Here is a 13,244-nt window from a genome sequence, read left to right as displayed (position 1 = left end):
AAAAAACCAACTAAGGTTAGTCCTTAATTGGTTTTTTGATATCAATTACTAATTGACGATATGGATCTTGTCCAACTGACTTAGTAGCAATATTTGGCATGTCAGTCAGTACATGGTGAATTATCTTTCTTTCAAAAGAAGGCATTGGCTCTAACGAAACAGCCTTTCTTGTTTTTAAAACTGTCTGTGCGGCCTTTTTTGCTAATATTTCTAGTGATTCTTTACGTTTTAATCGATAATTCTCAGCATCAACTACAACATGAATTAATTGCTTTGAATGACGGTTTACATAAGTTTGCACTAAAAACTGAAGTGCATTTAAAGTATTGCCTCTTTTCCCGATAATAAGAGCGACTTTATCACCTTTTATTGTAAATGAAAGAGATGGCTCTTTTTTATCTTGAAAGTCGTAATCGATGTGGGCTGTTTCATCTAAACATATAACGATATTTGAAATATAATCAAAAGCTTTTTCTACTAAAGTCTTCTTTTTAATAACTAATACTTTAGCTGGCTTTGAACCAAATCCCAAAAATCCTTTTTTCCCATCTTCTAATACTTCGATATCTACTTCTTCTTTTGTTGAACTAAGTTGCTGAAGTGCATTTTGAACTGCTTGTTCGATTGTTTGACCAGTAGCAGTTACTTCTCTCACTTACTAGCCCCTCCTACATTGTTTTTTGGATCTGGTGTGTTACCAGTTCTATTTACAAGTAATGTTTGAATGATCATAAATGTATTACCAACTACCCAGTAAAGTGCTAATGCTGAAGGTAAGTTAATTGCAAATACTAAGATCATGATCGGCATAACATAAAGCATAATTTTCATTTGTTGCGCCGCAGGACCTGCCATTGTAGTAGTATTCATTGATACTTTCTGTTGGATAAATGTAGTGATCCCTGCGATTATCGGTAATGCATAAATCGGATCCGGTTGACCTAATTGGAACCATAAGAAATCATGTGCTTTAATTTCCATTGTTCTCATAATTGCATGGTAGAAAGCAATTAATATTGGCATTTGAATGAAAATTGGTAAACAACCAGATAGTGGGTTAACACCATGCTGTTGGTACAATTTCATTGTTTCTTCATTTAATTTTTGAACTGTTTTTTGATCTTTAGAAGAATATTTTTCTCTAAGCTTTAACATTTCAGGTTGAATCGCTTGCATTGCTTTCGTACTTTTAATTTGTTTGATCATTAATGGTAATAATGCTAAACGAATTAAAATTGTTACGATGATAATTGCCATACCGTAGCTACCACCGAAAATTTTAGCTACCTCTGTAATCAACCAAGATAACGGATAAACGAAATACTGATTCCATATCCCAGTACTTTCAGGTGTGATTGCTTGGTTTGTTTGTGAACATCCAGCTAACACTACTACTAAGAAAAGAATTGCAACTAGCATTTGATACTTCTTAGTTTTCAAACTAGTTCCTCCTTTAAGTTGTTACAATTAAATATGTAATTACTTAATTTGTTTTTTATCTGTTTTATGTTTTGAATCACGATTTTTCAGCGCTTCTGCCCTTTTTAATACGTGAATTAAACTTTTTTTAAATTCATTAAAAGGTAGTTCAGTACATGGTTTTCTAGCGATCACTACATAATCCATTTCTAATTGAAGATCATCGCTAAGTTCATGGAGAGCTTGTCTAATATAGCGCTTTATATGATTTCTTACTACGGCATTACCTAACTTCTTGCTTACAGATAATCCGATTCGGAATTGCTGTTGATCTTCTTTCCTTAATGTATAGATTACGAATTGTCGGTTCGCAGTAGATGTACCCTCTCGAAAAACGCGACTAAAATCTTCGTTCTTTTTTATTCTGTTTTTCTTGTTCATGTTTTACTGACACCTCTAAAGATTCCTTCAATTATCATACCAATATTTTCATAAAAAATGAGGCCTTTTTTACTTACAAAATGTGACATTTAAAGCAAAAAAAGGCCTTCTAATTAGCGAAAAAGACCACTGTTGACAGTGGCCTACGCAGATAATACTTTTCTACCTTTACGACGACGAGCAGCTAGAACTTTACGTCCATTGGCAGTGCTCATACGGCTACGGAAACCATGTACTTTACTGCGTTTACGTTTGTTTGGTTGAAATGTTCTTTTCATTATATGACACCTCCCTGAGGAATTACTGTAATAGACAGTCCAATAAATTATAAAGAATAAATGGTCATTATGTCAATGTAAGATATTAAATCATCTTTATTTTTTACAATTATATATAGAAGAATGACTGATTCCATACGTTTTCATGTTTAAAATTTTTCTTTCTTTATATAAGTACTCTAAAAAAGTTTTGTCATTCTGTTCAAGTTCCCTGACATTATATCTCCAATTAACTACTTAATAAATTGTTCATTATCAGATTACTTAAAAGAATAAACTTTTACTTCTATCTTTTCCTCTCAGCGTATTTATAAACAAATTAATCATCTGTAAACGAGAGTGTCGAAAGATTTTTTTCATCTCAATTTTAATGTATAAAAAAATAACTAAAAATTGATTACATTCCCTTTTTATAAAATTGTTAAATACGTTGTGGATAAGATTTATCAACAAAATTTTTACTCACAACACTTATTGACAAGTTTTGCACAAGCTACTTTTCTGTGGACAATTTTCTTTAACAGGTGGATTAGCATGTGGATAACATGAACTACTCATTGAAATACCTAAAGTTTTTTGATATCATTAATTTGTTTTCCTCTTATGGACAAGTCGATTTTAATATTTAATTGTCCACAACTGTTAATAACTTGTGGACAGGTTTTACACTTATGCTTATTTAAAGTTATCCACATAGGTGAATACTGTCAAATAAAGTGGAATTTTGAAGATAATTGAATTAAGGCATATACAACGAAATGTATAAAAATTACAGTTTGAATATAGTGCTTGTACAAAACTTATACACGTCTTGTAAGGAGGGATTATTCTTTGGAGAATATAGGGGATCTTTGGTCCAGGGTTCTATCAGAAATAGAGAAAAAGATAAGCAAGCCAAGCTTCGAAACATGGTTAAAATCAACAAAAGCATTCTCATTAAAAAATGATATATTAACCATTATTGCGCCTAATGAGTTTGCACGTGATTGGCTAGAATCAAAGTATTCTTCTTTAATCATGGATACAGTTTTAGAAATTACTGGAGCAGAATTAGAAATTAAGTTCATCCTTCCTCAAAACCATATTGAAGAAATAGAAATGAATATTCCAGCAGTTAAAGAAAAGGTTAAATATGATGAACCAGTTGAATTCGGACAAAGTATGTTAAATCCAAAATATACTTTTGATACTTTCGTAATTGGATCTGGTAATCGTTTTGCACATGCAGCTTCATTAGCTGTTGCTGAAGCGCCAGCAAAAGCATATAACCCTTTATTTATTTATGGGGGAGTAGGATTAGGTAAAACCCACTTAATGCATGCGATTGGGCATTATGTACTTGAGCATAATCCAAATGCAAAAGTCGTTTATCTATCTTCTGAAAAATTCACGAATGAATTCATTAACTCAATTCGTGATAACAAAGCTATTGAATTTAGAAACAAATACCGTAATGTAGATGTCCTACTTATTGATGATATTCAATTTTTAGCAGGAAAAGAACAAACACAAGAAGAATTTTTCCATACTTTTAATACTCTACATGAAGAAAGTAAGCAAATTGTCATTTCAAGTGACCGACCACCTAAAGAAATTCCTACACTAGAAGATCGTCTTCGCTCACGATTTGAATGGGGCTTAATAACAGATATTACACCTCCTGACTTAGAAACAAGGATTGCCATTTTGCGCAAAAAGGCAAAAGCAGAGGGTTTAGATATACCAAATGAAGTCATGTTATATATTGCAAATCAAATTGATACGAATATTCGAGAATTAGAAGGTGCATTGATACGTGTTGTAGCCTATTCTTCATTAATTAATAAAGATATTAATGCTAGTGTTGCTGCAGAGGCATTAAAGAATTTAATTACGTCTTCAAAACCGAAAACCTTATCAATACATGATATCCAACGTACTGTGGGAGAGTTTTTTAATATTAAATTAGAGGACTTTAAAGCCAAGAAGCGTACTAAATCAGTAGCATTTCCTAGGCAAGTAGCAATGTATCTATCTAGAGAGCTTACAGACCATTCCTTACCTAAAATTGGAGAAGAGTTTGGTGGTAGAGATCATACAACAGTTATTCATGCACATGAAAAGATATCGAAATTGGTAGAAACTGACTCACAACTTCAATCTCAAATTAAAGAGATTAATGAAAAATTAAATCAGTAGATACTTGAAGCTGTGCATAACTTTCTAGTTTTTTTACACAGTCTATCCACATGTTGATAGACTTATTTTTCTTTACTAAATTAGGGTTATCCACAAATTAACAGGCCCTACTACTATTACTATATTATTTTATAAAATATATAAGGAGTACAAAAAATGAAATTTACAGTACAAAAAGATCATCTTGTTAAAGCTGTACAAGATGTAATGAGAGCTGTTTCATCTAGAACAACAATTCCAATCTTAACGGGTATAAAATTAGTTGTTACAAATGAAGGTCTTACTTTAACAGGTAGTGATTCAGATATTTCTATTGAATCTTATCTACCAACTATTGTAGACGACCAACAATTAGTAGATGTGAAACAACCAGGAAGTATCGTACTTAACGCTAGATATTTTAGTGATATTGTAAAAAAATTACCTGCTGATTTTGTGGAATTAGAATCAGACAGTCATTATGTAACAACTATAAGAGCAGGAAAAACAGAATTTAGTTTAAATGGCTTTGATGCAGAGGAGTATCCATTACTTCCACAAATTGAAGAACATGAAACAATTTCTATTTCTGCAGATTTACTTAAATTTATGATTCGTCAAACTGTTTTCGCAGTATCTACATCTGAAACAAGACCAATTTTAACAGGTGTAAATTGGAAGATAGAAAATGGAGAACTAACTTGTATTGCTACTGATAGTCACCGCTTAGCTTTAAGACAAGCTAAAATTGACAACAATGCTTTATCAAGTGAGTTTAAAGCAAGTGTCGTAATCCCAGGAAAAAGTTTAAATGAATTAAGTAAAATTCTTGATGATAGCAATGAAAAAGTTGATATCGTTTTAACTGAACACCAAGCATTATTTAAAACAAAGCATATTTTGTTCTTTACGAGATTACTTGAAGGAAATTATCCTGATACTTCAAAATTGATTCCAAGTGAAAGCAAAACCGAACTAACTGTAATGACAAAAGAGTTTTTACAAGCGATTGATCGTGCTTCTCTACTTGCAAGAGAAGGTAGAAACAATGTTGTACACTTAGAAACAAAAGGTAATACACTTGTAAATATTTCTTCTTATTCTCCGGAAATCGGAAAAGTCGTTGATGAGATTGCTTGTGAGGATATTAAGGGTGAAGAGTTAAAAATATCATTTAGTGCGAAATATGTAATGGATGCATTAAAGGCCATTGAAAGTCCTGAAATTTATATTCAGTTTACAGGAGCAATGAGACCATTTTTAATCCGTACGGTTAATGATTCAAGAACATTGCAATTAATTTTACCTGTTCGCACATACTAGTTAGTAAATTCTACCTAAAAGGGGCTGACCTATAGAATGTACTAGCAACCTCCACTTGTTTTGTAGAATGATTTATATTTTTTCTACTAACTGTCTTTTGGAGAGTGCAAAGTACAAATAGGTCAGTCTTTTTACTCTTGCAATAGAAAATATGGGATTCCTATTTTTTTTCTGTTAGAAGTTTAGTACAATTAAGAAATGGATATTTGAGGGTGATGAAAAATGAAAAATGAAAAAGTTAAAATAAATACTGAATATATTACACTTGGACAATTTTTAAAATTAGCGGGTGTAATTGATACAGGCGGAATGGCAAAGTGGTTTTTATCTGAACACGAGATTTTTGTAAATAATGAGCCTGAAAATAGAAGAGGTAAGAAATTAGTTGTAAATGACACTATTTCTATTACAGGAATTGGTACGTATATTATAACTTCATAAGTTTTGGGGGAATCCCATTGTATATTAAAGATTTACAATTAAAACAGTATCGTAATTATGAACAACTTGAATTAAATTTCCAAAATAACGTAAATGTTATAATTGGAGAAAATGCACAAGGTAAAACAAATTTAATGGAATCTATCTATGTGCTAGCTTTAACAAAGTCGCATCGTACGAGCAACGATAAAGAAATGATACGTTGGGATGAAGAGTATGGTACAATTAAAGGTACGTTACAAAAGAAAAATCAACATGTATCACTACAACTAATCCTCTCAAAGAAAGGTAAGAAAGCGAAGCTAAACCATCTTGAACAGATGAAGTTAAGTCAATATATAGGCGTAATGAATGTCGTTATGTTCGCTCCAGAGGATTTACACTTAGTAAAAGGTAGTCCACAAGTGCGTCGTAAATTTCTTGATATGGAATTAGGACAAGTATCGCCAGTTTACCTACATGAATTAAGTCAATATCAAAGAATCCTCCAACAACGAAATTCACTACTTAGAACCTTACAAACGAGTCGGGATCGAAACTATTTAATGCTTGAAGTTCTTACTGCTCAGCTAGTAAAACATGCAGTGAAAATAGTAGAAAAGCGAATTTCGTTTATTAAATTATTACAAGATTGGGCGTCGCCAATTCATAGTCAGATTTCTAGAGAGACTGAAAAACTAGAAATTATATATAAACCAAGCATCAATGTATCAGATTTAACAGATTTGACGAAAATGGAAGAAGAGTACATAAAACAATTTGAAGCTGAAAAAGAGCGTGAGGTATCTAGAGGTACTACACTGCTTGGTCCTCATAGAGATGATTTGGTTTTTATGGTTAACGACAAAAATGTCCAGACTTTTGGGTCACAAGGACAACAGCGGACGACTGCTCTTTCATTAAAGCTAGCGGAGATTGAACTAATTAAAGAGGAAGTAGGCGAATATCCTATCCTTCTACTTGATGATGTTCTTTCAGAATTAGACGATTATCGTCAAACTCATTTATTAAATGCTATTCAAAATAAAGTGCAAACTTTTGTAACTACTACAAGTGTCGACGGCATTCAACATGAAACGATAAAGCAAGCAAACATTATAAATGTTTCACATGGAACAATTATTAGTAATGCTGATTAAGTAAATTTTCGACATTTTTATTTAGAAATTTCTACTACGCCGCCTAAAAAGCATAGCTGAAATTTGATAATTCTTTTATGTAAAATAAGAAAAGTAGGTGAGTGTTCATGACAATGGATCAGAAAATGCAAGAACATAATTATGATGAAAATCAAATACAAGTTCTAGAAGGCTTAGAAGCCGTTCGTAAACGACCAGGTATGTATATCGGATCTACAAGTGGAAAAGGTTTGCATCACTTAGTATGGGAAATTGTAGACAATAGTATAGATGAGGCTTTAGCGGGTTATTGTGATGAAATTAACGTCATCATAGAAGAAGATAATAGTATTACAGTTAAAGATAACGGTCGTGGAATTCCAGTAGGTATTCATGAAAAAATGGGTAGACCTGCATTAGAAGTTATTATGACAGTACTACACGCTGGTGGTAAATTCGGCGGTGGCGGTTATAAAGTATCAGGTGGATTACATGGTGTTGGTGCTTCTGTAGTTAACGCCCTTTCTACAAAGTTAGATGTTCATGTTCACCGTGATGGAAATATATATTATCAAGAGTTTGCCAAAGGTGTTCCAGTAGCTGATATGAGTATAGTTGGTGAATCAGACATTACAGGTACGATTACACACTTCAAACCTGACGCGGAAATTTTTACTGAAACAACAATTTATGAATTTGATACGTTAGCAAATCGTTTAAGAGAACTAGCATTTTTAAATAGAGGTCTGCGTTTAACAATCGAAGACCGTAGAGAGAACAAACAAAAGAAAGATTACCACTACGAAGGTGGAATCAAATCTTATGTAGAGCATTTAAATCGTTCAAAAGAAGTTATTCATGAAGAACCGATTTTCGTAATTGGTGAAAAAGATGGAATAACTGTTGAAATTGCTCTTCAATATAACGAAAGCTATACAAGTAATATCTATTCATTTACGAATAATATTAATACTCATGAAGGTGGTACACATGAAGTTGGTTTTAAAACTGCCTTAACAAGAGTAATTAATGATTACGGCCGTAAAAATGGATTAATTAAAGATCAAGATAGTAATTTATCTGGTGAAGATGTACGTGAAGGCTTAACTGCGATTGTATCTATTAAACACCCTGATCCTCAATTTGAAGGCCAAACGAAAACAAAACTAGGTAATAGTGAGGTTCGTACAATTACTGAACAAGTTTTTGGTGAGAAGTTAGATAAATTCTTACTAGAAAATCCTACTGAGGCTCGAAAAATAGTAGAAAAAGGTTTAATGGCTGCTAGAGCACGTATGGCTGCAAAAAAAGCACGTGAATTAACAAGAAGAAAAAGTGCACTTGAAGTTTCAAGTTTGCCTGGGAAATTAGCCGATTGTTCATCAAAAGATTCTTCAATAAGTGAAATTTATATTGTAGAGGGTGACTCAGCGGGAGGAAGTGCAAAACAAGGTCGTGATCGACACTTCCAAGCTATTTTACCTTTACGTGGAAAAATCATTAACGTAGAAAAAGCACGTTTAGATAAAATTTTATCTAATAATGAAGTACGTTCAATGATTACTGCATTTGGTACAGGAATCGGTGAAGACTTCGATATTGAAAAAGCACGTTATCACAAAATTATATTGATGACGGATGCCGATGTTGATGGAGCTCATATCCGTACCTTATTGTTAACGTTCTTGTATCGTTATATGCGTCAAATAATTGAGAGCGGATATATTTATATTGCTCAACCACCATTATATAAAATTCAACAAGGTAAAAAAGTTCAGTATGCCTATAATGATCGACAAATGGAAGAGATACTTTCAAATATATCTGCGGTTCCAAAACCAGTTATTCAACGTTATAAAGGTTTAGGAGAGATGAACCCTGAGCAATTATGGGAGACTACAATGAATCCTGAAACGAGAACTTTACTTCAAGTTAATCTTCAGGATGCAATTGAGGCAGATGAAACGTTCGAAACATTAATGGGTGAAAAAGTAGAACCAAGACGTAACTTTATTCAAGATAACGCAAGATATGTTAAGAATTTAGATATTTAATAAGTAAATATTAAAGGAGCTATATGCTCCTTTTCCTACATAGAAACGTAAAATAAAGGGAGGTGCCGATGTTGAACGAAAATCAACAAATCAAAGAAATCAATATTAGTCATGAAATGCGTAATTCCTTCCTAGATTATGCAATGAGTGTAATTGTTTCACGAGCATTACCGGATGTACGTGACGGTTTAAAACCTGTACATCGAAGAATTTTATACGCAATGAATGATTTAGGCATGACGGCAGAAAAAGCTTATAAAAAATCAGCTCGTATCGTTGGTGAAGTAATTGGTAAGTATCACCCTCATGGTGACTCAGCGGTTTACGAAACGATGGTTCGTATGGCTCAAGATTTTAACTTCCGTTATATGTTAGTAGACGGCCATGGTAACTTTGGTTCAGTGGATGGTGACGCTGCTGCGGCGATGCGTTATACAGAAGCTAGAATGTCAAAAATATCAATGGAATTAATCCGTGATATTAATAAAAATACAATAGATTACCAAGATAACTACGATGGATCTGAAAGAGAACCAATCGTATTACCTGCACGTTTCCCGAACTTACTTGTGAACGGAGCAACAGGTATTGCAGTTGGTATGGCTACAAATATTCCTCCACACCAATTAGGTGAAGTAATTGATGGGGTACTTGCATTAAGTAAGGATCCTGAGATTACAACTCAAGAATTAATGGAGTTTATTCAAGGACCAGACTTCCCTACTTCAGGTATGATTTTAGGTAAGAGTGGTATTAGAAAAGCATATGAAACAGGAAAAGGCTCAATTATCATAAGAGCAAAAGTTGAAATAGAAGAAAAAGCTAATGGTAGACAAACAATTATTGTTTCTGAATTACCTTATCAAGTTAATAAAGCGAAGCTAGTTGAACGAATTGCTGAATTAGTTCGCGATAAAAAGATTGAAGGTATTACGGATTTAAGAGATGAATCTGACAGAAATGGTATGCGTATTGTTATTGAGGTTAGAAGAGATGCAAATGCAAATGTACTCTTAAACAACTTATATAAACAAACTGCATTACAAACTAGTTTTGGTATTAATTTACTAGCTTTAGTAAATGGCGAACCAAAAGTATTATCTCTAAAGAGCTGTTTAAAACATTACTTAGATCACCAAATTGTCGTTATTAAACGAAGAACTAAGTTTGAATTAGAAAAAGCCGAGGCGCGTGCACATATTTTAGAAGGTTTAAAAGTAGCACTAGACCATTTAGATGCTGTTATTAGTTTAATTAGAGCTTCTCAAACAGGAGAAATTGCTAAGATTGGTTTAATGGAAACTTTTAAGTTATCAGAAAAGCAAGCACAAGCAATTTTAGATATGAGATTACAACGCTTAACAGGTTTAGAGCGTGAGAAAATCGAAGAAGAATATCAAGAGTTAATTAAATTAATCGCAGAATTAAAGGCTATTCTTGCTGATGAAGAAAGAGTTCTTGAAATCATTCGTGAAGAGTTAACAGCATTAAAAGAACAATATAATGATAAACGAAGAACAGCAATTGTTCCTGGTGGTGTTGAAATCATAGAAGATGAAGATTTAATACCAGTGGAAAATATTATCGTTAGCTTAACTCATAATGGATATATTAAGCGTCTACCTATTTCTACGTACCGTTCACAACGTAGAGGTGGACGAGGTATACAAGGTATGGGTACAAACGAAGATGACTTCCTAGAGCATTTACTGACAACATCGACACATGATACGATTTTATTCTTTACTAATAAAGGTAAAGTATACCGTTCAAAAGGATATGAAATCCCAGAGTATAGTCGTACAGCTAAAGGATTACCAATTGTAAACTTATTAGGAATTGAAAGAGATGAGAGCATCAATGCTATTATTCCTGTTAGTGAGTTCCTAGAAAATTGGTACCTGTTCTTTACAACAAAACTTGGTATTTCGAAACGTGTTCCATTATCAGCTTTCGCAAATATCCGTACAAACGGCTTAATCGCAATCAATCTAAGAGAAGACGATGATGTAATTTCAGTCCGTTTAACGGATGGAACGAAAGATATTGTTGTCGGCACTTCTAAAGGTATGATGATCCGATTTAATGAAGAAGATGTAAGATCAATGGGAAGAACAGCTACAGGTGTTAAAGCTATTACACTTTCTGACGATGATTATGTTGTAGGGATGGAAGTAGTAGAGGAACACTTAGATATTCTAGTTGTTACGGAACTTGGTTATGGTAAACGAACTTCTCAAGAAGAATATCGTATTCAAAGTCGTGGCGGTAAAGGTCTAAAAACACTTAACGTTACAGAGAAGAACGGAAAGATGATTTCTTTAAAATGCGTAAGTGATGAAGAAGATTTAATGTTGATTACTGAGTCTGGTGTAATCATTCGTATGCCAATTGAGCAAATTTCTCGACTTGGACGAGTTACACAAGGGGTAAAATTAATAAGACTAGATCAAGAAGGTCATGTTGCTACAGTCGCTATTGCAGCTAAAGAGGATGAAGAAGATCCTTCTACACTTGAAGAAACAGATGAGATCGAAACAACAGAAGAATAATACTTTAAGTTGATCCTATGACAAGAAAAGAGAGAACAGAATTATTTGTTCTCTCTTTTTTAAACTAATAATACGGGGGATTACTAATGAAAGTGCGTGCGGAAATGTTAAGGGAAGGCTGGGTTGTAAGTAAACCAGTTTTAGCAAATACAGAAACTCCTATCGTTGACACGGGAAAACAATTAACAATTTTCGATATTGATTTAATCCGAGCTTTTCTCATAAACGAAATCGAGGTAGATATTGCACAAAATAATGAATCAAATGTTTCAAAGTCAAAAAATGATAATACTTCATTAGAATTTATAAGTATTTATCAAGAGGCTATGAAATTGTGTCGTACTCACTTTATTAGTTGGGAATCTGGGGGTCCCCTAAATATTGTAGAGTTTAGAAAAATCTTAATCCCATTGATCGACTATATAGAAAATACAACGATTAAGAAAATACCTAGACCGAATGTTACTTTAAAAGATGATAAAGATAAAATCATTCACCATAGTTTACTATGTACTCTTCTTTCAACGCTTATTGCACAAAAACTTAACTATTCAAAAGGTGATATTATTCAAGTTGGTGTCTCGGCTGCGCTTTGTAATGCAGGCTATGCTAAATATCATTTTAAAAGTATTGCACAATTAGAAAATAGTTCTGATTATAAAAACCATCCAATGCATAGTTATCGTATGGTAGAAAAAGTTCAATTCTTACGAGATCAAATGAAAATAGCTATTCTTCAGCATGAGGAAAGACTAGATGGAAGTGGCTATCCATTAAAGTTAAAGGCATCTCATATTAACGAATATGCTTCGATCCTTGGGGCGAGCGCTTACTTCTTTAATAAAGTTTTATTTTCTAAAGAGGAATTAAATGATTATCAAATTATCGAACACTTAAATAAAGAATGCTTCGGTAAATTTCATCCAACTGTCATTGATTCAATGAATCAAATTGTTATCCATTATCAATTAGGAGATAAGGTTTTATTATCTAATGGTGCTGTAGGTAAAATTGTATACCAATCTCAAAGAGAAATAACAAGACCAATTGTGAAGGAAGAAAACAGCGACCGAGTAATTGACCTAGCTAAAGAGCGAAACATTTTTATAGAACAAATATTAAAGTAGAAATTATTATAAGTAATAAAATAATGATATGAAAAAAATGCGTTGTTTTCGTCTCGTATTTTCGGAGAAACCCTTATAAAATAAGGGGTTTTAAATTGAAATAGAAAATAACGTATTTTTTTAAAATTATTTTATAAAAACATCTTGACCATTAGCTTTAGCTTTGATATTATATAGAAGTCGCCAATGAGCGACACAAAATGAACTTTGAAAACTAAACAAAACATGAAGTAAAACGTCAATTATTAGTTTTTTGAGCAATACAAGATTTAAACTTAACTATTATGGAGAGTTTGATCCTGGCTCAGGACGAACGCTGGCGGCGTGCCTAATA

General features: G+C 32.8%; 11 protein-coding genes. 7 read left to right on the top strand and 4 right to left on the bottom strand.

What is annotated here, in order from left to right; genetic code table 11:
• Nucleotides 1-16 precede the first annotated feature (16 nt).
• From jag to rpmH, 4 genes are all read right to left on the bottom strand, one after another.
• A complete protein-coding gene (gene jag / locus ACX6U0_RS12645) occupies nt 17-655 on the bottom strand; it encodes an RNA-binding cell elongation regulator Jag/EloR (protein WP_464960292.1) in 639 nt (212 codons plus the stop codon).
• Nucleotides 652-1,419 carry a YidC family membrane integrase SpoIIIJ gene (spoIIIJ, locus tag ACX6U0_RS12640; protein WP_464960520.1) on the bottom strand — a complete coding sequence of 256 codons (768 nt, stop codon included), beginning with the start codon at nt 1,417-1,419 and terminating at the stop codon, nt 652-654. Before spoIIIJ ends, jag begins: the two co-directional genes overlap by 4 nt.
• 60 nt (nt 1,420-1,479) lie before the next feature.
• Nucleotides 1,480-1,860, bottom strand: a complete 381-nt coding sequence (rnpA, locus tag ACX6U0_RS12635) for a ribonuclease P protein component (RefSeq protein WP_464960291.1) — start codon at nt 1,858-1,860, stop codon at nt 1,480-1,482.
• Between the two features lie 143 nt (nt 1,861-2,003).
• Nucleotides 2,004-2,138, bottom strand: a complete 135-nt coding sequence (gene rpmH, locus ACX6U0_RS12630; RefSeq protein ID WP_056467137.1) for a 50S ribosomal protein L34 — start codon at nt 2,136-2,138, stop codon at nt 2,004-2,006.
• A gap of 831 nt (nt 2,139-2,969) precedes the next feature.
• On the opposite strand from rpmH, the gene dnaA reads away from it, so the two are divergent.
• The 7 genes from dnaA (at nt 2,970) to ACX6U0_RS12595 (ending at nt 12,910) form a co-directional block, all read left to right on the top strand.
• Nucleotides 2,970-4,316, top strand: coding sequence for a chromosomal replication initiator protein DnaA (gene dnaA, locus ACX6U0_RS12625; protein WP_464960290.1), 1,347 nt, complete (start codon nt 2,970-2,972; stop codon nt 4,314-4,316).
• A gap of 156 nt (nt 4,317-4,472) precedes the next feature.
• On the top strand, nt 4,473-5,618 hold the full coding sequence (dnaN, locus tag ACX6U0_RS12620) for a DNA polymerase III subunit beta (protein ID WP_464960289.1): 1,146 nt from the start codon (nt 4,473-4,475) through the stop codon (nt 5,616-5,618).
• Between the two features lie 222 nt (nt 5,619-5,840).
• Nucleotides 5,841-6,059, top strand: coding sequence for a S4 domain-containing protein YaaA (gene yaaA / locus ACX6U0_RS12615; protein ID WP_088001666.1), 219 nt, complete (start codon nt 5,841-5,843; stop codon nt 6,057-6,059).
• Between the two features lie 17 nt (nt 6,060-6,076).
• Nucleotides 6,077-7,198, top strand: coding sequence for a DNA replication/repair protein RecF (recF, locus tag ACX6U0_RS12610; RefSeq protein WP_464960288.1), 1,122 nt, complete (start codon nt 6,077-6,079; stop codon nt 7,196-7,198).
• A 113-nt stretch (nt 7,199-7,311) separates the two neighbouring features.
• Nucleotides 7,312-9,231 (top strand): DNA topoisomerase (ATP-hydrolyzing) subunit B, encoded by a 1,920-nt coding sequence (gyrB, locus tag ACX6U0_RS12605; protein WP_464960519.1) that lies wholly within the window; start codon nt 7,312-7,314, stop codon nt 9,229-9,231.
• A gap of 71 nt (nt 9,232-9,302) precedes the next feature.
• Nucleotides 9,303-11,783 (top strand): DNA gyrase subunit A, encoded by a 2,481-nt coding sequence (gyrA, locus tag ACX6U0_RS12600; protein WP_464960287.1) that lies wholly within the window; start codon nt 9,303-9,305, stop codon nt 11,781-11,783.
• Nucleotides 11,784-11,869: 86 nt separating this feature from the next.
• Nucleotides 11,870-12,910 (top strand): HD-GYP domain-containing protein, encoded by a 1,041-nt coding sequence (locus tag ACX6U0_RS12595; RefSeq protein ID WP_464960286.1) that lies wholly within the window; start codon nt 11,870-11,872, stop codon nt 12,908-12,910.
• Nucleotides 12,911-13,244 lie beyond the last annotated feature (334 nt).

The sequence above is a fragment of the Gottfriedia sp. ABJ_BB2_2 genome (genome assembly GCF_055484705.1).
The sequence above is the reverse complement of the archived record's forward strand: the minus strand, read 5'-3'. Positions and strand labels throughout refer to the sequence as shown.